This window comes from Bartonella saheliensis (assembly GCF_902162175.1).
The window spans coordinates 150,757-175,585 of the sequence record NZ_LR607195.1 but is presented as its reverse complement, the minus strand read 5'-3'; the positions used below and the strand labels follow the sequence as shown (position 1 = coordinate 175,585).

At 40.9% G+C, this 24,829-nt stretch carries 20 protein-coding genes and 1 pseudogene; 17 read left to right on the top strand and 4 right to left on the bottom strand.

Annotated elements, in window-relative coordinates; genetic code table 11:
* Positions 1-5 precede the first annotated feature (5 nt).
* The 5 genes from FS875_RS00825 (at position 6) to FS875_RS10095 (ending at position 4,154) form a co-directional block, all read left to right on the top strand.
* A complete protein-coding gene (locus FS875_RS00825; protein ID WP_144751675.1) occupies positions 6-1,568 on the top strand; it encodes a heme biosynthesis protein HemY in 1,563 nt (520 codons plus the stop codon).
* A gap of 95 nt (positions 1,569-1,663) precedes the next feature.
* Entirely contained in the window at positions 1,664-2,401 is a 738-nt protein-coding gene (locus FS875_RS00820; RefSeq protein ID WP_144751672.1) for a glutamine amidotransferase, read from the top strand.
* Positions 2,402-2,558: 157 nt separating this feature from the next.
* Positions 2,559-3,614 carry a DUF2125 domain-containing protein gene (locus FS875_RS00815; protein ID WP_144751669.1) on the top strand — a complete coding sequence of 352 codons (1,056 nt, stop codon included), beginning with the start codon at positions 2,559-2,561 and terminating at the stop codon, positions 3,612-3,614.
* Between the two features lie 204 nt (positions 3,615-3,818).
* Complete coding sequence (locus FS875_RS10100) at positions 3,819-3,974, top strand: hypothetical protein (protein WP_166428867.1); 156 nt, start codon at positions 3,819-3,821, stop codon at positions 3,972-3,974.
* A gap of 24 nt (positions 3,975-3,998) precedes the next feature.
* Entirely contained in the window at positions 3,999-4,154 is a 156-nt protein-coding gene (locus tag FS875_RS10095) for a hypothetical protein (RefSeq protein ID WP_166428874.1), read from the top strand.
* On the opposite strand, the gene FS875_RS00810 is transcribed toward FS875_RS10095, so the two are convergent.
* Positions 4,151-8,860, bottom strand: coding sequence for an NAD-glutamate dehydrogenase (locus FS875_RS00810; protein WP_144751666.1), 4,710 nt, complete (start codon positions 8,858-8,860; stop codon positions 4,151-4,153). The genes FS875_RS10095 and FS875_RS00810 overlap by 4 nt on opposite strands.
* 277 nt (positions 8,861-9,137) lie before the next feature.
* Between FS875_RS00810 and FS875_RS00805 the strand changes: the two genes are divergently transcribed.
* The 4 genes from FS875_RS00805 to rpsP all read left to right on the top strand — a co-directional run bounded on the left by FS875_RS00805 (position 9,138) and on the right by rpsP (position 12,322).
* Positions 9,138-9,779, top strand: a complete 642-nt coding sequence (locus FS875_RS00805; RefSeq protein WP_144751662.1) for a carbonic anhydrase — start codon at positions 9,138-9,140, stop codon at positions 9,777-9,779.
* Positions 9,780-10,013: 234 nt separating this feature from the next.
* On the top strand, positions 10,014-11,582 hold the full coding sequence (gene ffh, locus FS875_RS00800; RefSeq protein WP_144751659.1) for a signal recognition particle protein: 1,569 nt from the start codon (positions 10,014-10,016) through the stop codon (positions 11,580-11,582).
* 24 nt (positions 11,583-11,606) lie between these two features.
* Entirely contained in the window at positions 11,607-11,903 is a 297-nt protein-coding gene (locus FS875_RS00795; protein WP_144751859.1) for a chorismate mutase, read from the top strand.
* A 50-nt stretch (positions 11,904-11,953) separates the two neighbouring features.
* Positions 11,954-12,322 (top strand): 30S ribosomal protein S16, encoded by a 369-nt coding sequence (gene rpsP / locus FS875_RS00790; protein ID WP_144751656.1) that lies wholly within the window; start codon positions 11,954-11,956, stop codon positions 12,320-12,322.
* Positions 12,323-12,887: 565 nt separating this feature from the next.
* Here the strand turns inward: rpsP and FS875_RS00785 are convergent.
* Positions 12,888-13,103 (bottom strand): DUF1674 domain-containing protein, encoded by a 216-nt coding sequence (locus FS875_RS00785; RefSeq protein ID WP_144751653.1) that lies wholly within the window; start codon positions 13,101-13,103, stop codon positions 12,888-12,890.
* An 83-nt stretch (positions 13,104-13,186) separates the two neighbouring features.
* Here FS875_RS00785 and htpX point away from each other — a divergent pair, with 83 nt between their 5' ends.
* The 6 genes from htpX (at position 13,187) to FS875_RS00755 (ending at position 19,892) form a co-directional block, all read left to right on the top strand.
* A complete protein-coding gene (gene htpX / locus FS875_RS00780) occupies positions 13,187-14,227 on the top strand; it encodes a zinc metalloprotease HtpX (protein WP_207999918.1) in 1,041 nt (346 codons plus the stop codon).
* A gap of 34 nt (positions 14,228-14,261) precedes the next feature.
* Positions 14,262-15,629 carry an RsmB/NOP family class I SAM-dependent RNA methyltransferase gene (locus tag FS875_RS00775; protein WP_144751650.1) on the top strand — a complete coding sequence of 456 codons (1,368 nt, stop codon included), beginning with the start codon at positions 14,262-14,264 and terminating at the stop codon, positions 15,627-15,629.
* 64 nt (positions 15,630-15,693) lie between these two features.
* Positions 15,694-17,391, top strand: coding sequence for a heparinase II/III family protein (locus FS875_RS00770; protein WP_144751646.1), 1,698 nt, complete (start codon positions 15,694-15,696; stop codon positions 17,389-17,391).
* A gap of 170 nt (positions 17,392-17,561) precedes the next feature.
* Positions 17,562-19,178, top strand: coding sequence for a bifunctional phosphoribosylaminoimidazolecarboxamide formyltransferase/IMP cyclohydrolase (purH, locus tag FS875_RS00765; RefSeq protein ID WP_144751643.1), 1,617 nt, complete (start codon positions 17,562-17,564; stop codon positions 19,176-19,178).
* An 82-nt stretch (positions 19,179-19,260) separates the two neighbouring features.
* A complete protein-coding gene (locus FS875_RS00760; RefSeq protein WP_144751640.1) occupies positions 19,261-19,608 on the top strand; it encodes a hypothetical protein in 348 nt (115 codons plus the stop codon).
* A 131-nt stretch (positions 19,609-19,739) separates the two neighbouring features.
* Positions 19,740-19,892 (top strand): DUF1127 domain-containing protein, encoded by a 153-nt coding sequence (locus FS875_RS00755; protein ID WP_144751637.1) that lies wholly within the window; start codon positions 19,740-19,742, stop codon positions 19,890-19,892.
* Positions 19,893-20,117: 225 nt separating this feature from the next.
* Here FS875_RS00755 and FS875_RS00750 read toward each other — a convergent pair whose 3' ends face one another.
* The gene (locus FS875_RS00750; protein ID WP_144751634.1) at positions 20,118-20,933 is read right to left on the bottom strand and encodes an SURF1 family protein; all 816 of its coding nucleotides are present in this window, start codon (positions 20,931-20,933) and stop codon (positions 20,118-20,120) included.
* Between the two features lie 283 nt (positions 20,934-21,216).
* On the opposite strand from FS875_RS00750, the gene rpmB reads away from it, so the two are divergent.
* Together rpmB and FS875_RS00740 are read left to right on the top strand one after the other, a co-directional pair.
* Complete coding sequence (gene rpmB / locus FS875_RS00745; protein ID WP_144751630.1) at positions 21,217-21,522, top strand: 50S ribosomal protein L28; 306 nt, start codon at positions 21,217-21,219, stop codon at positions 21,520-21,522.
* A 112-nt stretch (positions 21,523-21,634) separates the two neighbouring features.
* A pseudogene (locus FS875_RS00740) lies at positions 21,635-22,322 on the top strand (VUT family protein).
* 599 nt (positions 22,323-22,921) lie between these two features.
* Here the strand turns inward: FS875_RS00740 and cobT are convergent.
* Positions 22,922-24,826 (bottom strand): cobaltochelatase subunit CobT, encoded by a 1,905-nt coding sequence (gene cobT, locus FS875_RS00735; RefSeq protein WP_144751624.1) that lies wholly within the window; start codon positions 24,824-24,826, stop codon positions 22,922-22,924.
* Positions 24,827-24,829: the final 3 nt, after the last annotated feature.

Genomic DNA, 24,829 nt, shown 5'->3' with positions numbered 1-24,829 from the left:
TCCAGATGATACGTGTTTTTATTTATAGTTTTGTTGTATGTACGCTCGGTTTATTGTTCGGGTGGGTTGCTAATCACAATGGTGTTTTGGTTCTCACGTTTTTGCATTTTCGCTTCTCTGCTTCTCTGCTTACAGTGTTAAGCGTGCTTATTTTGCTTTTTGGAATTTTAGCGCTTTTATGGTGGCTCTTTTCGGTTCTTTTTTCTGTCCCTAGTGCTCTTTCCAATTACTTTTATAAACGCCATAAAAGGCGCGGTTATGAAGCCCTTTCACAAGGGATTCTAGCAGTTTTTTCAGGTGATGGTGTGTTGGCACAACAAATGGAAGCTCGTGTTGACAAATATCTTGCCGGTAAAGATGAGCCGTTGGTAAAACTTTTACAAGCGCAGACCTTGTCATTGCAAAATAATTCTGCTGCTGCCATTCCTCTTTACGAGGAAATGAGAAAAGAAACACCAACAAAATTGGCGGGGCTTTATGGTTTGTTTCGTGAAGCTATCAAGAACAAAGCTTATGAAGCAGCACAGCAATATGCAGAAGAAGCGCTGGCTTTATCACCAGCACTTGTATGGGCAAATCAAACTGTGCTTGACCAGCTTAGCAGGAGCGGGCAGTGGGATAAAGCACTGACTGTTTTTGAACGTGCAAAACAAGCTTTACCACGCTCTGTTCGCTCGACTTCAGAGCGTCAACATATACAGGCTTTGCTGCTTTGTGGGAAAGCGCTTCATCTGTTTGAAACACATCCGGCAGAAGCACGTGCAGCCATTTTGAAAGCACATAAATTGGAGCCTGATTTTGTTCCCATAACAGTTATTGCTGCTGATATTCTTTATAAGCTTAATGAAGTGCGTAAAGCTGATAAGATGATTATGACAGCTTGGCAGAAAGAACCTCATCCTGATTTGAGTGCGCTTTATCTTGAAAGAGAAGAAGGAGCTGTGGGGCGATTGAAAAAAGCGAAAACACTTGCTTCTTATCATAAAGACACATTTGAAGCAGCTTTTCTTATTGCTAAAGCTGCTTTGGATGCTGGTGAGATAGTATTAGCAAGGGAGCAGGCACAAAAAGCGCTCCAGTATCATCAACGGGAAAGTGTGTACTTATTGTTGGCAGATATTGAAGAAGCACAGGGGAATAATCAGGGAGCTGTGCGTCAATGGCTTTCTCTAGCACTTCGTGCTGAACGTGATCCGGTGTGGATGTGTGATGGGTCTATTTTCGCCTCTTGGTCAGTGGTTTCTCCCATAACTGGACGTTTGGGCTGTTTTGAATGGAAAGAGCCGCCTCGTATGCCTCCCCTTACATTAGAGGCTGCCAATATTATGCCGAAAAAACAAGATAGAGAAGATATCGTGGAAGAAAGTGCTGGTGTTGAAGAAAAGACGCTTGAAGAGTTACCATCTCTAGAAGATTCCTTGTTGCATAATATACAGGGGGAAAAACAAGATATAAAAGAGCAAGATGTTAAAATGTTCAATAAAACCCATTTAAATGTTGATGATCCAGGGGTTAAAACAGAAGAAGAAGAGACATCTTTATCGAAAAAGAACTTTCATTTATTTTAAAAAGTAGAATGATAAGAAATATTGTTCGCCAAAATTATTCTTTTGTGTTTTAAAAACGAAATTTTACTTGGTTTACAGAAGTGGTTTGTTAAAAAATGTTTTTGAGTCAAAGGTGTGTTGGGCAGAAGAAAGAAACGAGTAAGCCAAGGATCGCAGTTGTTACTCATCGCCGGTCTACATATACAGGGCGGTTGGGAAAGTTTTTGCAACAAAGTGGTTTTGTTCTTGATATTTATCGCCCTATTTTGGGACAAAAACTCCCTGATACATTGCAACATTATACTGGTGTTGTCATTTTAGGGGGACCAATGAGTGTCAATGACAAAGATACTTACATTGCTGAGGAAATTGATTGGATTTCTTTATCGCTAAAAGAGAATAAGCCTTTTTTAGGCATTTGTCTTGGAGCGCAAATGCTCGCGCGAAATCTAGGAGGGCGTGTTGGAACAAGAAGTGATGGAATTGTTGAAGTGGGCTGGTATCCATTGGAAGCAACTTCGCAGGGAAAAGCAGTGATGAATTGGCCAGAAATGGTTTACCATTTTCATGATGAAGGTATTTATGATTTACCTAAAGAAGTAGAGCTTTTGGCAACAGGTGATACATATCCTACACAAGCTTTTCGTTATGGAAAAAATGCGTGGGGTATACAATTTCATGCCGAATTTACGCGGGCTATGATGCGGCGTTTGGTCTTGCGTTCGGCACATAAATTAACCGAAAAAGGTGCTCAACCCGCTTCAGCACATTTGCAAGGTCGTTTAATCTATGATCAAGCTTTGAGCAAATGGTTCGAAAATGCATTGCAAAAAATCTTTTTATATTCATCATAAGTGCAAGAGAGTTAAGAAATTTTTATCATTATGAAATAAGGAAAGTTTTTATTTTGTTTATGTTTTCTTCATTGAAATCAATCCGGAAAAGTTGTCCTTTAAGCTATTTGTTTTGTGGGCTATTTTGTTTTGCTCTGATACTTATTTATAGCACATTGTGGTTTTTTTTTCACGTAAAATAGAAGACTATGTAGCCGATCTCTTCGAAAGGGCTGCTGCCCATGATATGACGGTTTTATGCGAGCATTTTAGCAAGAGTGGTTATCCGTTACGTGTTGGTATTACTTGTGATCAAGTTCAGTTTACTTGGCCTTTGCATGGGGTTTCATTATCAACAGGCAATTTGACGGTTGGGACACCAATTTATGCTCCCCATTGGGTAGAGTTTAACATTCATTCTCCTGCATCAATTGTTTTTGATGGAGAAACTTCTATCGTGTCACAATGGCGCAATTTGGTCATTGAAACAGAACCTTATTGGAAAACAAGTAAGACCTTTAAACTGATAGCTGAAGGGCTTGAAATCTCCACCACTTTTTCCTCTCGTAAAGATCAGAAAGTTCAAGAAAAATTAGAATCGCAGACGGAAAACAGAAAAACAATACAAAAAAATATTGAAGATAAAGCATCTTTCAAAGATTCCCTAGATGTGATTATGCCTTCATTAAATCAAGAGGATGTGCCGCAAAAAATAACAGCAGAATTTTTACGAATTGATCTGAAACACGAGAAAAATCATTTATCGGGGCATCTTACTTTTGATGATTTTGATCCTTCTATGTTTTTTGCTTCTTACTTTGTGGATGTTCCCAAGATTGATGGCAATTTAAAATGGATTCTTAATGATGTACCTCATTTTTTTGAAAATAGAGGGGACAATTGGAAACAGCACTTGTATGGGAAAAATGGATTTTTAAAGCAGGGTGAATTGATTTTTCATACAGGTGGTACATTACATGTTAGTGGGCCTTTTTCTTTTGATGATGAAGGGTATTTAACAGCAAAATTTGATCTTGTTTTGGTAAAGCATATGGAGCTTCTTACTACTATGCAGCGTTTGTTTCCTGAGCAAGCAAACAATCTACAAGCTTTATTTTTTGTTTTAGGTGTTATGCCTAAAAGTGCAGATGGCTACCCTATTATTTCCTTGCAGGTTCGTCATGGCTGGGCAAAACTAGGTTTTTTAAAACTTGGTCGTCTTGCTCCACTTTGACTTTGAAAACTGCATTTTAAAATCGTGCGTTTAACTTCTGCTCTAGAGATCAAAATAGGGTTTTTTACTTTGAGCATTCTGCCTAAAAGAGCAGATGGTACCCCTATTATTCCCTTGCGGGTTCGTCATTGCTGGGCAAAACGAGGTTTTTTAAAACTTGGCCGTCTTGCTCTACTTTGACTTTGAAAACTGCATTTTAAAATTGTGCATTTAACTTCTACTCTAGAGATCAAAATACGGCTTTTTACTTTGAGTGCTCTGCCTAAAAGAGCAGATGGCACCCCTATTATTCCCTTGCGGGTTTGTCATTGCTGGGCAAAACGAGGTTTTTTCAAACTTGGTCGTCTTGCACCACTTTGACTTTGAAAACTGCATTTTAAAATCGTGCGTTTAACTTCTGCTCTAGAGATCAAAATACGGCTTTTTACTTTGAGTGCTCTGCCTAAAAGAGCAGATGGCACCCCTATTATTTCCTTGCAGGTTCGTCATGGTTGGGCAAAACGAGTTTTTTTCAAACTTGGTCGTCTTGCATCACTTTAAGTTTGAAAGCTGGTATTTTGAAGTTGTGCAATCAACCCTGCGGCAAAAGTAAAGCGAGAAATGTTGAGATCATTTTCAATAAGAGCGCTAATACGGTTTGTTACATTGTAAATATGCTCTTCTTCTATTTTATTCCAAGTGGCAAAAGGATCGTTTTTTGCTCCATAATTTTTTAGAATTTTTATAACAATTTTCCGTAAGCTTTCAGCAATATTTTCTTTAGCTTGGCTTAATGCCATACTATCATAATAATCAAGTACAGGAATTGTCTGACTTGCTTCATTAATGCGGTTGATACGAATAGCCTGCGCAAGTGAGAAATAGACCTCTGCCGTTTTAATAAGGTCACTATTGCTTTGTTGTGCAATCAGAGAAATATCACAAATTATTGGAGCGGTTTCTAAGAGAGCCAATTGTTTTGCTAAAGCTTTTGGTGCTCCTTCTTCACTATAATGGAGTGTTTTTTCTTTCATTTTTTTGTTGATATCTTTATCATTGGAATGCGTAAGCAGTTTTTCAATAACAGTACGCGCTTGCTTGATTGTTTGTACAAGCACTTCTAATGGAGTTGAGAGATCCATATTGCGCAATCCCCAATTTGTTGTCTCAAAGAGCATTGAAGTAATCGCTGCGTAGAATTTGTTTTGGACAAGACCGGGTATCTTATTATCAAGCTTATCGATTTGATCAGACAGTTGCGGTATTTCAAAACCATCGCACAGTGCGATGAAAACACGAACAATATTTTCAACCTTTTGTTCTGTGGCATCTTGTAACCGACTTACAAAAGTAGGTCCTCCACGATTGACAATATCATTGGCAAGCAGCGTTGCAATAATATTACGACGCAACTGATGGTTAATGATTTCTTTGGTAAAGCTTGTTTGAAGTTGTGTTGGGAAATAGTGCAATAAGATTGTATCAAAATAATGACTATCAATAATAGGGCTATGGGCAATTTCTTCTTTTAGGGTTAATTTAGCATATGCCAAAATAACAGCGAGCTCTGGACGGATAAGTCCCTGACCTTGTGTTATTCTTTGTCGTAAAATTTGTTCATCAGGGAGAATTTCTACTCTACGATCTAGAAGATTTTTTTGTTCTAAATCATGCATAAAGCGGATTTGATAAGGCAAATCAACAATGCTTTGGCTTTCAGCTAAAGAAAGAGCAAGGGGCTGCAAATAATTGTTGCGCAAAACCAATTGTTCAACTTGTGAAGTCATCTTTTTCAAGAGTTCATCGCGTGCTTCGCGGGTAAGTGTTTTTGCACGAAGAGCTGATGCTAGAACAATCTTGATATTGACCTCAACATCTGAACAATTAACACCTGCCGAATTATCAATGGCATCCGTATTGCAGCGTCCGCCACTTAAGACATATTCAATTCGTCCACGTTGTGTAACGCCAAGATTTGCTCCCTCACCAATCACTTTTGCACGAACTTGTTCACCAGTAATGCGGAGTGCATCATTGGCACGATCTCCTACTTGGGCATCGGTTTCTGTGGTTGCACGAATATAAGTGCCAATGCCGCCAAACCATAAAAGATCAACAGGTGCTTTAAGAAGTGCAGAGATAATTTCAAAGGGGGTTCCTGTTTGTTTTTCAAAACCAATAGCCTGTGCCGCTTCGGGGGAGAGCGTAATGGTTTTCATGGTGCGTGAGAAAATACCACCGCCCTTTGAGAGTTTTGTTTGGTCATAATCTTGCCAACTGGAACGAGGAAGTTGAAAAAGCCGCATACGTTCTGCGTAGCTTTCAGCTATGTTTGGATCTGGATCGATAAAGATATCACGGTGATCAAAGGCGGCTATCAGCTTTGTTTGTTTGGAAAGAAGCATGCCATTGCCAAAAACATCGCCAGACATATCACCCACACCAACACAGGTGAAAGGCGTTGTTTGAATATCGTGGTTAAAGGATTCTCGGAAATGTCTTTTAACCGCTTCCCATGCACCTTTGGCGGTAATGCCAATTTCTTTGTGATCATAACCTGCGGAACCTCCAGAGGCAAAAGCGTCATCAAGCCAAAAGTGGTTTGCTTGGCTAATACTGTTGGCTGTATCAGAAAAAGTTGCGGTACCTTTGTCTGCTGCGACAACAAAATAAGGATCATTACCATCATGGCAGATGATGTCGCAAGGAGGGATTATTTGATCGTTTACCAAATTGTCGGTGATGGAAAGCAAAGCTGTGATGAAATCAATATAAGCTTGACGTGCGGCTTCTATGACTATGGCACGATCATTCGTTTGGGGAAGGCGATGAGGATAAAAACCCCCTTTAGCACCAACAGGAACAATAACAGCATTTTTGACCTGCTGGGCTTTGACTAAGCTAAGAACTTCAGTACGATAATCGAGTGCACGGTCTGACCAACGAATTCCACCGCGCGCAATAGGACCGAAACGTAAGTGAACCCCTTCCACTTCCGGTCCATAAACAAAAATTTCGCGATAAGGACGCGGTTCAGGTAAGCCTTCAATTTGGCGTGGGTCTAACTTAGTGGCTAAAATACGCCGTGGATTCCCATCGCTAAGAGGCGTAAAGGCATTGGTCCGCAAACTTGCATCGATAAGATTACGATAACGGCGTAAGATGAGATCATCATCTAAACCCGATACGTTCTGTAATTTTTCTTCAATACGTTTTTGAATAACCTGTTGGTTTTCTTTTCGTTCTTTTTCCGTATGGCTTGGATGAAATTTCAAATGAAATAGTGCATAAAGATCTTGGGTAATGTCAGGATAGGTGTTTAAAGTTTGGGCAACACGGTCCTGTGAATAAGGAATGCCAGCTTGTTGGAGATAGCGTCCATAATGGCGTAAAATCACAATTTCGCGCCAATCAAGTTCAGCGGTTTGGGTTAGGGCATTAAAGCCATCATTATCAGCATCTTGTGCCCAAATGGCTTCAAATGTTTCGGCGTGCTTTTGGCCGTTTTTTTCAAAATCAATACACAGTTGGAAAGCACTTTCTAGTTGCATATCATGAAGATACACAGAGTGCCCGTTGCCATCTGGTAACTCAAGGGTTTGTTCAGCAATCACTCGAAAACCCATATTTTCAAGAAGTGGTACACGCTTGGAAAGGGCTAGTGCTTCATGGCGGTGAAAAAGCCGAAGAGAAATACCGCGTTTTTCTTTGTGGTGTGTGTGATAAAAAGTAACAAAAAGTGGTTTTTTGTCATGAAGACTTAAAATATGTCCCGCGTCTTCAATCGCGTCTTTAGCTGAAAAAAGGTCACGATAACTGTTGGGAAATTGGCGGGCTAAACGCGTTTGTTGCTCTGGTGTTTTATGGGTAAGAGCTATCGTTTGAACAGATTCTTCCCAACTATGTGCGATAGAACGCACATGTTGCTCAAGGGTTGTGCGTTCGATAAGAGGAGCATTTTCACCGACCTTGCGGTGGATGACATAATAGACACGTGTCAGTGTGCTTTCCAAAAACAGCGGATAGGATTCAAAAAAGTCACCTTCGTAGAGCTCAACAAAATATTCGCCAACTTTCTCGCGAACATTGCTGCTGTACTGGTCACGCGGTACATAGACAAGGATAGAGACAAAACGCCCAAAAGGGTCGGTATGGACAAGCACCCGCAAACGTGGACGCTCATCTAGCTGCATGATAAGTTTAGCATTTTCTGTTAATGTATCAATGTGAGAGCGAAACATTTCATCTCTTGGATAGGTTTCTAAAACACTGATAAGGGCTTTTCCAGAATAGTCAGCGCGATTGTGTCCAAGGCGTTGAATAATGGTTTCGGCTTTCTCTTTTAAGAAAGGGATTTGTAAAACAGAGCGTGTATAAGCAGAGGAGGTAAAAAGCCCAACAATGCGCAATTCTCCACACAGTTTATTGTCTTTATCAAAGAGTTTAAGACCAATATAATCAAGCCAAACAGAACGGTGAATTTTTGAACGGCTATTGGCTTTTGTAACAATAAAAAGGTTATCACTTTCCATAAAGGAGAGAATTTCTTGAGGAGGTTCTTCCACACGAGCATCGCCAATAATACGAATAGAGGCATCAGTTAAAATACCCAGTTCAATATCGCTCGCTGTAAAGGACTTTGTGGGTTCTTGGTCTTTGATAAAGTTATAAGTGCGCATGCCAAGAAAAATGAAATTATCATCCATCAACCAATTGAGAAATTCAATGGCTTTTTCACCTTCTTGTTTGTAGTGTGACGGGAGGCTTGTTTGATAGGCATGGATATGCTTTCTTACTTCTTCAAGCATCGGTTGCCAGTCTTGCACAGCAGCATTGACTTGTTCAAGAACTAAGGTCAGTTCCTCTTTGAGATTTTGTATCTGTTGTTCGCTTAAGGATTCAATATGAATTTGCATCAAGCTGATGCGTTGCCCAGAGGCACAATCAAGAACAGGGTGTGCAATGAGGTAAATATGGTTTTTATGTTGATTAAAGACATTTAAAATAGAATCAAGAAGGAAAGGCTTATTATCATTGACAAGGGTGATAACCGTTATAGGTTTGTTGCTACGGGTTAGGTTTTGTGCAAAGCAGATGGTGCTTTTTCCTGCCTTATGGAGATTGAAAGCATCAATGGCTGTGGTCGTGGCTTTTTGGAGTTCTTCGTTGGTGTAACAAATAATATCTTCTTTATCAGTGTGAGCAAAAAGGATTTGTTCTATCTTATTTTGATTACTTTTTGTCTCTGATGCTTGTTGTTTTAACACAGTGAATTTCCCTTTTTCGCTCTTGATGTTCTTTAAGCTTTTATCTGTATAATACTCTTTTCAGTGTAGCATCTTCTTGTTGCAGAGAATAGTTATTTTTGTTCTTTTTGCAGAGAATAGTTATTTTGGGAAAGGCTGAAATTGTTTTTTCACTTTAATTAATAATTTGTTATTTGAAGAGAATATCTTGTGTTGATAAATGGCTTTTTTAGTATTTTTGTGTGTGCTTGTATCTTAAAAGCTTGTTTTTTAAAATATATATGAAAGTAAAGAGAGAATGGCGTATTTACCTGAGAGACTTTTAAGTGGTTACCAATCCTTTATAAAAAATCATTTTGCACATAAAACAGCACATTATCAGCAATTGGCGACTGAAGGACAGAAACCTGAAGTTTTGGTTGTTGCTTGTTGTGATTCGCGGGCCATACCAGAAACGATTTTTGATGCTAAACCAGGCGAAATTTTTACTCTGCGTAATGTAGCAAATTTGGTTCCCCCATTTTCTCCTGATAACCAGTATCATGCAACATCAGCAGCAATTGAATATGCTGTGCAATTGCTGGAGGTCAAGCATATCGTTGTTTTTGGGCATGCCCATTGTGGGGGAGTGCATACTGCGCTTGAGGGAAGCTGTAAATCTTTATCGTCAAATGATTTTATTGGGCAATGGATAAGCCTTTTAGCACCAGCAGCACAAACAGTTATTGATAATAAATCACTGACCGCATCACAACAGCAGACCACATTAGAGCAGTTGTCTATATATCATTCGTTGAGAAATTTAGAGACTTTTCCTTGGATAAAGGTACGCAAAGATCAGGGTGTTTTAACATTGCATGGGGTTTGGTTTGATATTTCAAGCGGTGAATTGTGGAGTGTAGAACAGGAAACAGGTTGTTTTGTGCGTGTCGAGGTTTAATAAAGAAGAAGTATAAGCTTTGCTGTCTTTTAAAAGTATTGTATGATAAATCTTGACAAAGCTATGGTTTTATTGTTTGAAAGAATAAGCTTTCAGTGACAAAATTAACTTGGAGCCACCGACTGAGACCCCAATTTTAAGGGTATAAAGAGATCTCAGAGGTCAACATCCGACGGCGCGATGCGTTCTCGGATGCTGCTTTGGTTGGTTTGTTATGCAGCAATGAGGTAGAGAATGTTTGAATCCTTACAAGAACGGCTTGGCTCCATACTGTCTCATTTGACAGGGCGGGGAGCTTTGTCAGATCAGGATGTGGCAGCGGCGCTGCGCGAAATTCGACGCGCTTTATTGGAAGCCGATGTGGCGCTTGATGTTGCGCGTTCTTTTACCGATAGGGTTCGTGAAAAAGCAGTTGGCGCTGAGATTGTTAAATCTATTAAACCTGGACAGATGGTGGTTAAAATTGTCCATGACGAATTGGTAAAGGTTCTTGGAAGTGAAGGCGTTCTTAGCGATTTAAATGCACCGGCACCGGTTGTGATGATGATGATTGGTCTACAAGGTTCCGGAAAAACAACGACAACAGCAAAGCTTGCAAAGCGTTTAACGGATAAAAATAATAAAAAAGTTCTTATGGCGTCATTAGATACACGCCGTCCTGCTGCACAGGAACAACTCCGCCAATTAGGAGAACAGGCGAATTTGGCAAGTTTGCCTATTATTGCCGGCCAATCTCCCGTCGATATTGCAACACGTGCACTACAAGCGGCCAAATTGGGTGGTTATGATGTGCTGATTCTTGATACAGCAGGCCGTAACCATATTGATGAAGCTTTGATGCTTGAATTGACTGAAATTAAAGCTTGTTCCCTTCCTCATGAAATTATGTTGGTGGCAGATAGTTTGACCGGTCAAGATGCTGTTCATCTTGCTCGCTCTTTTGATGAGCGGGTGGGAATTACAGGAATTATCTTAACACGTATGGATAGTGATGGTCGCGGTGGTGCGGCGCTTTCTATGCGTGCTGTGACAGGAAAACCCATTAAAGCAATCGGGATTGGTGAAAAAATAGATGCTTTGGAAGAGTTTCATCCTCGTCGTATTGCTGATCGTATTCTTGGAATGGGTGATATTGTTTCTTTGGTGGAAAAAGCTGCTGAGACAATGGATCATGAAAAGGCAGCTGCTTTTGCAAAAAAAATGCAGGCCGGAAAATTCGACCTTAATGATTTGGCAGAACAATTGCAGAAAATGAAAAAACTTGGGGGAATGGGTGGAATTATGGGAATGTTGCCAGGTCTTGGTAAGGTTAAAGATCAGATCGCTGCTGCGGGACTTGATGATCGTTTGTTTAATCGTCAATTGGCTATTATTTCGTCAATGACCCCCTTAGAGCGCGCTCATCCAGAGCTGTTAAAACATAGCCGTAAACAACGTATCGCTAAGGGCTCTGGCACAAGCGCTGCAGATATTAATAAGCTTTTAAAAATGCATCGTCAAATGGCCGATATGGTCAAAGCTATAGGCGGTAAAGGTAAAGGCGGTTTGATGGGAAAAATGTTAAGCGGGCTTGGTTCTAAGATGGGCCTTGGTGGTATGGGAGCTTTGAGTGGTGATTCCACAAATCTGCCTGATTTATCAGGATTTGATGCAAAGCAGCTCTCAACACTTCAAAAGCAGATTGAAAGTGGTAATGGAGGAAAGGTCTTGCCTGGTCTTCCAGGGCATGGGCTTACATTTCCTGGTCTTTCCAGTGGCATTGCCGAGAGGGGAAAATTTCCTCAGCATCCCAAGAAAAAGTGAGATGCAAAGAGGAAAGGAAGTATGATGCAGGAAAAAATATTGGATGAATTAGCGCATTTACGAGCGTCTATTGATAATTTTGATGCAACTTTGATCCATATTTTGGCAGAGCGGTTTCGTTGTACCAAGGCTGTGGGGCAGTTAAAAGCCCGTTATAATTTGCCCGCAGTCGACCCTCTGCGGGAGCAACGTCAAGTAGCACGATTGCGGAAATTGGCTACAGAGAGCCATCTTGATCCTGATTTTGCTGAAAGATTTTTAAAGTTTGTCATTAAAGAAGTCGTGCATCACCATGAGGTGATCGCCAAAGAGCAAAAATGACGCAAATAAATTTAAACGAAAGCCAGAGCTGACAATAGGAGATAAAAAATATGGCATTAAAAATTCGTTTGTCCCGTGGAGGTTCAAAAAAACGTCCTTACTATCATATCGTTATTGCGGATGTGCGTAGTCCGCGCGATGGACGCTTTATTGAACGTGTTGGTGCATGGGACCCAATGTTGCCGAAAGATGGGCCGCGTGTAAAACTTGATGAAGAACGTATTCAATATTGGCTTGGTCAGGGTGCTCAGCCAACAGATCGTGTGTTACGGTTTTTAGATGCTGCTGGTTTGAAAAAGCGTCCAACCCGCAATAATCCGCAAAAAGGTGAACCAGGCAAAAAGGCACAAGAACGCATAGCTGCTGCAAAGCAGGCTGCTGAAGAAGCTGCCGCAGCTGAAGCCACTTCAGAAGCATAAAAAGTGTGGCTGTTTAAATAAGCAATTTTGTCTTGCAAAGATTTTATAGAAAAGTGAGTATTATCCGTTTTTGCCAGTCAAAAACGGGTTTTCTGTAAGGAGATATTTGTTTTTTTATAAATGGAATTCTTTGAAAATCCTGGCGTAGTTTGAGTTTTTGAGTCTCTATCATGTGATGGCTTTTTGCTGCTACGCCTCCTTTTTGAAGAATTTATCCCGTGATGGTATAAAACAGTACCGTGTGAGGTGGTTGTGATATTGTGATATAAGGCGTGGTAAGACTTTATACATTCCGTATTTTAGAGTGTGTCGTGCGTATTTGGAATGAGATTTTCCTATAAAGCTTCTATCAGTGGTTCATACAAATGGTCGGCAGGTGGAATTCACTAGACAAGAAGCTGGATTGTTTACAGACTGGTATGGGTAAAAATCCTCGTCGTTTAAGGTGCGGGTGAGGTGCGATGAGAAGGTTAAATATATTTAAGAGCCCTTATAAGAGCATCATGAATTATCAGTTGTTGTTTGCTAACAACTGCTCTCCTTTTGAAAAATGAATAGAGATTTTTTAAAAATCAATGGCGCGGCCTTTAATTTCCCAATCTCCATAGCGTGAAGGGTCTTTGCCACCGCGTCCACCATTTTCTAAAGGTTTTTCTTCATTTTTTTCATGTTTACGTCTTTCTTCAGCCTCATCTAAAGCACGTTGTGCTGCGGGAGAGAGAGAATTTTGTTTGCCTATGGTCGTATTTTGTGTTCTTATTTTGTCATCTTTTTTATCCATTTTACACCTATTCCATTGAAGAAGCAGAAAGAAAACCCCATCATATAATATTAATTGTATTTTATCATGGAGTTTTTTGAGTAATGAATATAATGCGTACAGCAATGCTTTTAGCTTTTATGACCGCTCTTTTTATGGGGGTTGGTTATCTTGTTGGAGGGGGCAGTGGCATGGTCATTGCACTTTTGATAGCAAGTGGTTTAAACTTTTTTTCTTATTGGAATTCGGATAAAATTGTTTTACGCATGTATGGGGCGCGTGAAGTTGATCAGCATTCATCTCCCACTTATTATAAGATTGTAAGCGATTTAGCCAAAAAAGCTTCTCTTCCTCAACCAAAGGTTTATATTATTGATAATGCCCAGCCCAATGCTTTTGCTACGGGACGTAATCCTCAAAATGCGGCTGTTGCAGCAAGTAGTGGGTTGTTAAACAAGTTGAGCGCAGAAGAGATTGCCGGAGTGATGGCCCATGAGCTCGCACATATTGAACATCGTGATACGTTGACGATGACCTTGACGGCAACGATTGCGGGAGCAATCTCAATGCTTGGTAATTTCGCTTTTTTTATGGGGGGGCAGCGTCATTCTTCTGAGAATTCTCATGGCGCTGGGGCAATCGGGGGGCTTATTGCCATGTTGGTGGCACCTTTTGCTGCAATGCTGGTGCAAATGGCGATTAGTCGCACGCGTGAATATGCTGCTGATAGGCGAGGAGCTGAAATATGTGGTAATCCTTTATGGTTAGCTTCGGCATTACGTAAAATTGCAGGCGGTGGGAATATAGTATACAATGAAGAGGCAGAACATAATCCAGCAACAGCACATATGTTTATTATCAATCCTTTGAGTGGTGAAGGGGCGGATAGTCTTTTTTCTACCCATCCAGCAACGGCAAATCGTATTGCTGCTCTTTATCGGCAAGCTGAAGAGATGATGAAGGGATCAAAAGCGAAAAACATGGGATGGAGTGAAGAAGGCGATTGGCATGAGAAGGGTAGAAACTTTCAAGATTCTGATGCTAATACAAGGGCCAATGTCTTGCAAAATCAGCAAAAGAGTGATTTTCAGCGCGTTACAAAGCGCCCTTCTTGGCTTCATTATGAAAATTCAAAAAAACCTTGATTAGTTGGTCTCTTAAAGGAATAAAGGTGTTGTTTTGAAACACGAAAATGCGGGGCGTGTGTCCGAAAAAAATGTTCCAGGGTTAGCTGTGCGGCGGGTGTCTGTTCGTCTTTTAGGAGCGGTGCTTGATAAAAAGACCTCTCTTTCGGGTTTGACAGATAATGAACATGGACACCCACAATATTTGGGGCTTTCGCAGCGAGATCGTTCTTTGTGTCGCGCTATTTTGGCAGCAGCGTTGCGTCATCGGGGGCAGATTACAGCCGCTTTATCACGCTTTTTAGCGCGCCCTTTACCCTCACAAGCACTTGCACTTCAGCATCTTTTGCATATCAGTGTGGCACAAATTCTCTATCTTGATAGCCCCGATCATGCTGTTATTGATTTGGCAGTGCGTGTGGCAAAACTTGACCCTCGTATGCGTCGGTTTTCAGGGATGGTCAATGCTCTTTTACGCAATGTTGCACGGGAGGCTGTCTTGTTACGCCAACAGCCTCCTCGCATTGAAGGGATGCCAGTGTGGTTTTCCCAGCTTTTAGTGTCGACTTATGGAAAAGAAAAAGCAGAACAAATTTTAGCAATTCAAAGTACTCTGCCGCCTCTCGATTTGACAGTGAAATCGGATAGTGTGGGATGGGCTAAACGGCTTGGGGGTGTTGTTTTGCCTAATGGTTCAGTCCGGCTGAGGAATTGGGATGGTTCTGTTGCTGATTTACTGGGCTATAAGGAAGGAGCTTGGTGGGTGCAGGATTTTGCTGCGGCGTTGCCTGCTGTTTTACTTAAGGATATTCAGGGAAAAAGGGTTGCTGATCTTTGTGCAAGTCCTGGGGGGAAGACCGCACAGTTGGCTTTGCAGGGCGCCGATGTGACAGCCATTGAACTTTCTGCTAACCGGATAAAGCGTTTAAAGGAAAATATGCAGCGCCTTCATTTTTCGGTTTCTACTTGGCAGGGGGATGTGAGAGATTTTCGTCCTCAACAGCTTTTTGATGCTGTCCTTCTTGATGCTCCTTGTTCTTCTACGGGAACAATACGTCGTCATCCAGATATTGTATGGACAAAATCGATGGACGATATCGTCAAATTAGCAGCGCACCAATATGATTTGCTTGTCGCAGCAATTGCTTTGGTAAAAAAGGGGGGATGCGTTGTCTTCTCCAATTGTTCTTTGGCAAAAGAAGAAGGTGAAGATCTCATTGAAAAAATTGTCTCAACACGTAATGACGTTGTTTTAGAGCCTATTTTTGCAGAAGAAATGAGAGGTATGGCACATTTGCTTTCGTGTGAGGGCGTTTTGCGTACAACACCGGCAGATTTTTGTCATGAAAATTTTAACGCTGATAACGATCTCTTGTTAGGAATGGATGGTTTTTTTGCCGCACGCTTGCGAAAAGTAGCTTAATTAACGGTTCATTTACTAAAATGGCTGAAATTGTACGCGATTCTGTACAGATGGAGATGAGATTGTGGCGATTGCGTTAAAGGGTTCTCAGGTAAAGACGTCGGACTTTGTGTATGAGGCACACCAGTTTATAAGGCGTTTATGGGTTGGCCCACTGTTTCGTTGGCGTTTTTCAGGATTTCGTCCCCATCAAATTTTAGCCTGTCCTGTTGATTTGCATTTGGCTGATCCGGTGATGGCGCACGAATTTTACCATGGCCGTTTTGCTTTTGCGGGCCATGTTGTCCATGCTGGTGCTGTATCCCCTTTTTCGTTAGTTTCTCCAACACCAGAATGGGAGATCGCTCTTCATGACTTTCATTGGTTGCGACATATGGCAGCAGCTGGGAGCGATTTGGCAACAGCACATGCGCGCGCGCTTGTAGAAGATTGGCTTGATCAGTGGGGTAAAAAAGTCAAGGGGCTTGCTTGGAGTGCTCCGGTGGTGGCAAGGCGTTTAATTTCGTGGATTTGTCACGCGAAAATGCTTTTGCAAGGGGCAAGTGAGCGGTTTGAAAAACACTTTTTGCGTGCGATTGGTTTCCAGTTTCGATATTTACGTGTCACGATTTCCAGTATGGAAAATAATGATCAACGCCTACAAGCAGCAGTGGCTTTAACATTTGCCTCTCTGGCTTTGCCGGTTTCAGAGGCAATGAAAAAAAAGCTGCAAACCTTTCTTATAGAGGAGCTTTCATGCCAAATTTTGGTTGATGGTGGACATATTTCTCGTAGTCCTATCGTTTTGCTTCATTTGTTAGAAGATTTATTGTCGCTGCGCCACCTTTTTATGCACAGTAATGAAACCGCACCGCGTATTTTGATTGATTCTGTGGAGCGTATGTTGCCGGCTTTGCGCTTTTTTATCCATGAAGATCAAACATTGGCGCATTTTAATGGAGTGGGACCCCTTATATCAGAACGGTTGTCGGCACTGTTAGAACTGGATGAGACAGCAGGGCAGCCTTTTAGTTATGCGCGTTATTCAGGATTTCAGCGTTTACAAGCTCATCAAACGACAGTGCTTGCCGATACAGGAAAATTTCCACCACGTTCTGCTGCCCAGCATGCTGGTTCGGGATGTTTGTCTTTTGAAATGTCTTCACAGGGAAGCCGCTTTATTATCAATACGGGAATTAATCCTTATGGACGTGAGGAATATCGACATTTAGGGCGTGTTACTGCTGCACACTCAACAGCAACCGTGAATGATTGCTGCGTGGGTGTTTTTCATAAAAAAAGAACAGGTGATACCTTTTTGCTCGAGGGGCCAACGGATGTTAAAGTGCGTCGTATAGAGGATGGCGAAAAGACTGGTTTTATTGCTAGCCATGATGGTTATGTGCGTCCTTTTAATCTTGTTCATGAGCGTGGTCTTATCTTAGCGACAAATGGTGATATGATCGAAGGTTTTGACCGCTTTTTTATGCCAAACAAGAAGCTTTCAAAGAGAGATAAGAAAGCGCAAAGTGAACAAAATAATGTTGCGGTTCGGTTTCATCTTCACCCAAAAGTGAAAGTTAAATATGATGGTAAGCGTGTGCATTTAGCTGTGGAGAACGGGCAAGAGTGGTATTTTATATCTCCTGATGCAGATATTTATCTTGAAGATTCAATTGATTTTGCTGAACAAACAGGGCCACAACGCACACAACAGATTGTTTTATATTTTCAACCTGCAGTTCAAGAAAAAGTTCGTTGGCGTTTTCTTCGCCGTTCATGAGAAGAGAGCTTCTCTTCTTATCATAATTGATAAAACAGCATGTTATACTTTCTATGTTGAAATAAGAAAGAAGCTTTATCCTTTCGGTATATTTTAGTTACAGCTTGTGCTATGAATATATGAGCTGATTTTACTTGAATTTTAACCATTTCATTTTTAGGATTCCTGTTATGGGTGTTGTTGCAAAAAATTTTCCCATACCTGATTTGCATCAGGTTCGTCGTGTGCTTCTCTCCGTGTCTGATAAAACGGGCGTGGTTGCCTTTGCACAAGCACTTCATGCTTACGGTGTTGAATTGATTTCAACAGGAGGAACAGCTAAAGCTTTGATGGCTGCCGGTTTACCTGTAAAAGATGTTGCTGAAGTTACAGGATTTCCAGAAATCATGGATGGACGTGTCAAAACACTCCATCCCTTAATTCATGGTGCTCTCTTGGGAGTCAGAGAAGATCCTAGCCATAAGAGTGCTATGGAGCAGCATGGCATTCATGGAATTGATCTTTTGGTAGTGAATCTTTATCCTTTTGAAGAGACTGTTCAGTCCGGTGCTGATGGACAAACCATTCTTGAAAATATTGATATCGGTGGACCGGCAATGATCCGCGCTGCAGCAAAGAATCATGCTTATACTGCTGTGGTAACGGCAGTGAGTGATTATGATACAGTTCTTGCTGAACTAAAGCAGCATGAGGGGTGTTTAAGTTTTTCCCTGCGGCGCCAGTTAGCAATGCGCGCTTATGCACATACGGCGGCTTATGATGCAGCGATAGCGGCTTGGTTTGCAAAAGATTTAAAAATTGAAACACCATCTTGGCAAAGTTTTTCTGGCCATCTTGAAACGGTTATGCGTTATGGAGAAAATCCGCATCAAACGGCAGCATTTTACCGCAATAATGAAAAACGCTTTGGCGTTGCAACGGCTAAACTTCTACAAGGTAAAGCACTTTCTTATAACAATATGAATGATACCGATGCGGCATTTGAATTAGTGGCAGAATTTGATCCCCAAAAGACTGCTGCTGTTGCACTTATTAAACATGCGAATCCTTGTGGTGTTGCTGAAGGTGCGAGTTTGAAAGAGGCTTATTTGAAAGCTTTGATGTGCGATAATGTTTCGGCATTTGGTGGAATTGTTGCCTTAAATCAAACTCTTGATGAAGAGTGTGCTGCAGAAATTATCAAAATTTTCACGGAAGTGATTATTGCCCCTGATGCAACAATGGCAGCGCGTGAGATTATTGCAAGCAAGAAAAATCTTCGTTTGCTGATAACAGGTGGTGTTCCTGATCCACGTTGTGGAGGACTTATGGCAAAAACGCTTGCGGGTGGGATTTTGGTGCAGTCGCGTGATAATATGGTGGTGGATGATCTTAAATTGCAAGTGGTAACAAAACGGGCGCCAACTCAAGATGAAATGCGTGATCTTCAATTTGCTTTTCGGGTAGTTAAACACGTTAAATCAAATGCTATTGTTTATGCAAAAAATAGTGCAACCGTTGGGATTGGCGCGGGACAAATGAGCCGCATTGATTCGGCGCAAATTGCTGCGCGTAAAGCTGAAGAAAGTGCAAAGAGAGAAGGTTTAACACAATCTCTCACAAAAGGATCTGTAGTTGCATCGGATGCTTTTTTCCCTTTTGCAGATGGTTTGTTGGCAGCTGCTGGCGCAGGGGCTACGGCGGTTATCCAACCAGGTGGTTCCATGCGTGATGAGGAAGTGATTGCTGCTGCTGATGCACATGATTTAGCGATGGTTTTTACAGGTATCCGGCATTTCCGCCATTAATGCTTTTGGTGCTTTTTCGTGCAAACAAGAGCGAGTGCTATCATGCGCTTGTTATCTTAGCGCATTTGGTTGTTGGCAGTTGTTGGCGCAAAGTACGGGCAGTTTTTTCCACCTCAGTGGTTTTATGCGTGATGGGGCAGTGATTGTGGCTTCTGATGCGCATGATTTAGCGATGGTTAAGTATTCGGCATTTCCGCCATTAATGCTTTTGGTGCTTTTTCGTGCAAACAAGAGCGAGTGCTATCATGCGCTTGTTATCTTAGTGCATTTGGTTTTTGGCAGTTGTTGGCGCAAGGTACGGGCAGTTATCCACCTCAGTGGTTTTATGCGTGATGAGGAAGTGATTGTGGCTTCTGATGCGCATGATTTAGCGATGGTTAAGTGTGCGAGATTTCCGTCGTTAGTGATTTGGGTGGTTGGTCTTTTTTAATGAGATAGATTTTAAATAATCTTTGGCATGTTTTAAACGCATATCTGTTATGAAGTTATAACACAACTCTTTTTTGTAATTTGCTCTATTCTTATCCGTTAAAGAGGGTAAATCAAATTTGAGTAAAAGATATGAATATTCTGCATTCCTATAGTAATTGGCGTCGTTATCGGCGGACAGTAAAGGCATTGAGTCGTCTTTCAACATATGAACTGAATGATCTTGGCATTTATCGTGGCAATATTGACTCAGTTGCGCGGCGCTATTCTTATAAGTCTCTCTAAGATTTATTTATGGTGCACCTTGAGAAGCGCTTTTGTTGCGAGCAAGGTGTGGTGCTTTTCTTTATTTGCGTTATTGTGAAGAGAGCGTATGGAAGGCAGGCATTTGTATGTTTACTGTGTGCTATTTCATAAAGTAGTTCTGAATTAAAATTCTCAATACAACAGAGGAGAATATGCTCTGTTGTGGAGTTTGTCTCTCTTTAAAAAAGCTGTTTAACAGCCGTTTTATGGAGTGGGTGTTTTGGGCGTGTTTTTGTAGTTTTTTTGCTGTAGCAAAAACAGAGAACCACCAAGAGTACCCGCAGCTAAGATAAACCATGTAATAGCGTAAACAAGATGATTGTTGCGAAACTGCACAGTGGTGAGGCCAGCAATGGGGAGGGTTCCTTGTGTTGCTGTTTTTTTCCCCGCATCAATGAAATAAGGTGCGACAGGGGATAAACCAAGTTGTTTTGCCATAGCGGGGAGCTCACGTGTGTACCATAAATTCTTGTCCGGATTATTTTTGCGTGGAAAAAAACCATTTTTTTCACTCATGCGCAGTAAACCTATAATTGTGGTTTGCTTTGTCTCTGCGACAGAAACCTGATGGGGTTGGGCATTCGTTTGTGATTGCTCTGAATTTTGAAAGTCATGACGCGCATCCATAGGAATAAAACCACGATTGATAAAGGTCAGGCTATTATCGGCTGTTTTTAAAGGGGTTAAAACCCAATAGCCCGTAGTCTCTTGAGCAACAGCAGTGACAAAAACATTTTTATCCGTCAAAAATCTTCCTGTAATAACAACCGGCCGATACTCGTCTTTCTCAAAGGTAATATGAGCCCATTGATCTTGTGGTGGTGCTTTTATGGGCGGCAAATGAACACGTTTATTAACACTGGTAATAAGATTCGTTTTCCAGTTTAATCGTTGTATTTGCCATACACCTAATGCACTAAAGAGAAGAAAAAAACACATACACAACATGCCAAACAGAAGTGAAGAAAAACGAAAATGTTTTTGTTGAAGCTCTGTCATGGAAGGAACTGTTTTGTTCATGATTAATGCTTCCTTTTAGAATAATGGCTATTCTTTTAGCATGGTGCGTGTAAAAAAAAAATATGATATATTGTCTTTCAATATGGAAAAAGATTATAGAATGCGTTGATAGGAGAGACAAAAAGACTTTACAAAAGTACTTGACCTTTTGGTATCAACACCCTATTAAAAGCACAACTTTCCAATAATATCTCCTTAAGAGGGTGGTGTGCGCTCTTTGTGTTCATCCTGTTTTGTGGATATTGGGATTTTAAGAGTTTTTCAGAGTTTAAAGGTGAAGTTTATGTCTCGTGCTTGCGAATTGACAGGAAAAGCAGTTCTTTATGGCAATAATGTTAGCCACGCGAACAATAAAACCCGTCGTCGTTTTTTACCAAATCTTTGCAATGTGACATTGATTTCAGAAGTGTTACAGCAAAATTATCGTTTGCGTATTTCAGCAAGTGCTTTGCGTTCGGTGGAGCATCGTGGTGGATTGGATGGTTTCTTGCTTAAGGCTGATGATAAAGAATTGTCACAACGTGCGCGTTTGTTAAAGCGCCAAATCGTTAAGAAAAAAGCTGAACAGAAGGCTGAACAAGCGGCGTAATTTGCTTTGTTATGACAAAGCTTGGTTGTTTTTTCGTTCTATAGAGGTATTGTTTTTCGTTGTAAAGTTTTTGATCGTTGTATTTGATTGGTTCTATACTTCAGGTTAAAAAATGTTTTTAGTAAGCGATTTTTTATTAGCACGGAGAGAGAGAAGGTGTATTGCCTTTTCGATTTTTGCTATGTGTCTTTCCGTGACTGCTTCTAATATTTTGGTGCAGTATCCTGTTTATTGGTTTGGTTTAAATGAGCTGCTAACCTATGGTGCGTTTACCTATCCCTTTGCTTTTTTGATTAATGATCTGACCAATCGTTTTTATGGTCCGGCTGCTGCAAGACGTGTGGTTTATGCTGGTTTTTTTGCTGGTGTCTTTGTTTCTTGGATTTTGGCTACTCCACGGCTTGCAATCGCCTCAAGTTTAGCATTTTTATTTGGGCAACTTCTTGATATTGCTGTTTTTACTCCTTTACGGCGAAAAACATGGTGGAAAGCACCGTTGGCAGCAGCATTGGTAGGCTCGGCTTTCGACACAATTGTGTTTTTTGCTCTTGCTTTTTCTAGCTTTTTTGCTTTTCTTGATCAAATAACAGGTTATGCCGATAGTTCAATTTTGGAAAGCACTTTTTGGGGAAGTGTTGGGGTTCCCATTTGGTTTTCACTTGCTTGTGGCGATTTTTTTATAAAAATTATTATGAGTTTGTTTATGTTAATCCCTTATGGAACAATTCTTAGCGTTGTGAAGTCTCCCCTTTATCACAGCCGTTCAAAAAGATGAATCGCCTTTTGTGGGAAACAAATAATCATTGTTGATTCTTGTGTTATTTTTAAAGAAGAAAAGATTTTGCCTTGTCTTTATCAAAAGCGTTTTAGCTGTATATGCTGTATAAAGATTTTCCTATAGATTTTTTATCTTTTAGTATAACCGCAAAATACTTTTTGAGTGTAGGAGATGACCCTCTTCTAGAAACTTGTGATTGTGCGCGTTCTCAATGTTTTGATTTTTTCAAATGTGATGACTTTTTATAAAAGCATTCCACAAATATCTGCTCTCTGAGGGGAGATGGCTTTTTTCAATATAATGGTATTTTGTGGTGGTATGCTGTGGCACTCTCTGTTTTTTGTGGGGTGATATAACTCTGGTGTAAATACTCTCCAATGCAAGAGAACGCGCATTAAAAGTTTGCAAAAAAAATGGTATTGGCCTTAAGAAGGTAAGGCTTTTATTGTAGGGAGTGCTTCGTGTGCATTTGAGCGTGCAATGGTTGGTTTGTTGGTAAGAAGAGAATGATTCATGGAGCGGGGGTGAAAAAAAGAGCGAAGTGAGTTGACTGGTCTCTTTATGGTGTGATGAAAATATTTTTTTAAGGGGAAAAGCCAAGTAAAGAATAAAGGGCTTGTTTTAAATTCTCTTATGGTGATGAGAGTGGTTTTTTTTATCACTAAAGAGTGTTTCTAATTGTTTTGTTATGGCGTTGGCAAGTTCGTCGGCATTCATAATTGTGACAGCATGTTGATAGTAGCGTGTGACATCATGACCAATGCCAATGGCAATGAGTTCTATTGGTGAGTGGCTTTGGATTTCTTGAATCACTGCGCGTAGATGTTTTTCCAGATAATTGCTGGAATTAACCGATAGTGTCGAATCATCAACAGGAGCTCCATCAGAAATGACCATGAGAATGCGACGTTGTTCACATCGTGATAAAAGGCGTTGATGCGCCCAAATTAATGCTTCACCGTCAATATTTTCTTTTAGCAATCCCTCTTGCATCATGAGACCTAAATTGCGTCGTGCGCGGCGCCATGGGGTATCAGCACTTTTATAAATAATGTGACATAAATCATTCAGGCGGCCTGGATGATTGGGTTTGTTTTGCTTGAGCCATTGTTCGCGCGATTGTCCTCCTTTCCAAGTTTTGGTGGTAAAACCTAAAATTTCAACTTTTACACCACAACGTTCAAGAGTTTGCGCCAAAATATCCGCACAACTTGCTGCAACCGTAATTGGTCGCCCTCGCATGGAGCCTGAATTATCAATGAGTAATGAAACAACGGTATCGCGAAATTGGGTATTGCTTTCCATTTTAAAAGAAAGCGGTTGCATGGGATCAATAATCAGCCGTGAAAGCCGTGCTGTATCGAGATATCCTTCCTCAAGGTCAAAAGTCCAGTTGCGATTTTGTTGTGCCATAAGGCGGCGTTGTAAGCGATTTGCTAAACGCCCAACAATGTTTTGCAAATGGTTGATTTGCTTATCAAGATAACGCCGTAAGTAATCCAATTCGCTTTCAGAACAAAAATCCGTCGCTTCCAAAACTTCATCAAACTGACGGGTGAAAACTTTATAATCAGTAAGTTTTTGCATTTGTTCTGAAACAGTGAAAAGATGTTTAGAATGACTCGATTCTCTTTTTTTAGAACCTCTTTCCTGTTCTTCTGCATCTTTATTGTTGTCGCTTGACTGTGTTGCTTGGGTTTTGCCTTTGTCTTGTACATCACTTTCTTGTTCAGTGGCTGTTTGTTCTTCACTCCTCTCGTGTTTTTGGTTTTGGCTCTCTTTTTCTGCTGGATTTTGAGGTTCACATCCATCTTTCGTTTTTTTATTGTTTGCACTCTCAGAGGTTTCTTCAAATTGCCCTGCCATTTTTAATGCAACAAGGATTTGACGAACAATCCGGGCAAATGCTTGTTGGTCATGAATATGATGAGTGAGTTCATTGAGTTCTATAGCAGCTTTTTGTTCAAGTTCTTGGCGCCATAACTCTAAGACAGGTCCTGCTTCTTTCGGGGGAGGGCGCTTTGTTATTTTTTCACGCAATAAAAGCGCAATTGCTTCTTGAATGGGGGCTTCACTTTGGCTACTAATTTTGTGATAATGAGCTCTTTGATATTTATCGGCAAGCATTCCATCAAGATTCTGTGCAATTCCCTCCATACTTAAAGTGCCAATTGCTTCTACGCGCGTTTGTTCGAGAGCATCAAAGATGGCACGCGCTTCCAATTCTTGCGGTGAAAATTGTGTGTGAATGTGCTTATCATGCCATGCTGTGCGTAGAGCCATGGAATCGCCTAATCCGCGGCTAATGGTGATATCTTTCTCTGTGGCATGTTGCGATAATTCCGGTAAACGGGCATATTTTTCGCTTAAAGACGGGCGATCATGACTAAAGGCAACTTCAAGATTGGGCGTAGCAGCAATGGCACGGATACAAGTGGAAAGTGCTTTTTTAAAAGCTTCAGCATTAAGAATGTTGTGGGAGGTATCCTTTGTCGAATTTTTGTTATCGCCAATATCGGTAGCCATGCG

Bases quoted from the DNA above. Each gene is read 5' to 3' on its own strand.
- ffh (WP_144751659.1), top strand. From the start codon at position 10,014: ATGTTTGAATCCTTACAAGAACGGCTTGGCTCCATACTGTCTCATTTG.
- FS875_RS00750 (WP_144751634.1), bottom strand. From the start codon at position 20,933: ATGAACAAAACAGTTCCTTCCATGACAGAGCTTCAACAAAAACATTTT.
- FS875_RS00820 (WP_144751672.1), top strand. From the start codon at position 1,664: ATGTTTTTGAGTCAAAGGTGTGTTGGGCAGAAGAAAGAAACGAGTAAG.
- purH (WP_144751643.1), top strand. From the start codon at position 17,562: ATGGGTGTTGTTGCAAAAAATTTTCCCATACCTGATTTGCATCAGGTT.
- FS875_RS00785 (WP_144751653.1), bottom strand. From the start codon at position 13,103: ATGGATAAAAAAGATGACAAAATAAGAACACAAAATACGACCATAGGC.
- FS875_RS00795 (WP_144751859.1), top strand. From the start codon at position 11,607: ATGCAGGAAAAAATATTGGATGAATTAGCGCATTTACGAGCGTCTATT.
- rpmB (WP_144751630.1), top strand. From the start codon at position 21,217: ATGTCTCGTGCTTGCGAATTGACAGGAAAAGCAGTTCTTTATGGCAAT.
- rpsP (WP_144751656.1), top strand. From the start codon at position 11,954: ATGGCATTAAAAATTCGTTTGTCCCGTGGAGGTTCAAAAAAACGTCCT.
- FS875_RS00825 (WP_144751675.1), top strand. From the start codon at position 6: ATGATACGTGTTTTTATTTATAGTTTTGTTGTATGTACGCTCGGTTTA.
- cobT (WP_144751624.1), bottom strand. From the start codon at position 24,826: ATGGCTACCGATATTGGCGATAACAAAAATTCGACAAAGGATACCTCC.
- FS875_RS00755 (WP_144751637.1), top strand. From the start codon at position 19,740: ATGAATATTCTGCATTCCTATAGTAATTGGCGTCGTTATCGGCGGACA.
- htpX (WP_207999918.1), top strand. From the start codon at position 13,187: ATGAATATAATGCGTACAGCAATGCTTTTAGCTTTTATGACCGCTCTT.
- FS875_RS00805 (WP_144751662.1), top strand. From the start codon at position 9,138: ATGGCGTATTTACCTGAGAGACTTTTAAGTGGTTACCAATCCTTTATA.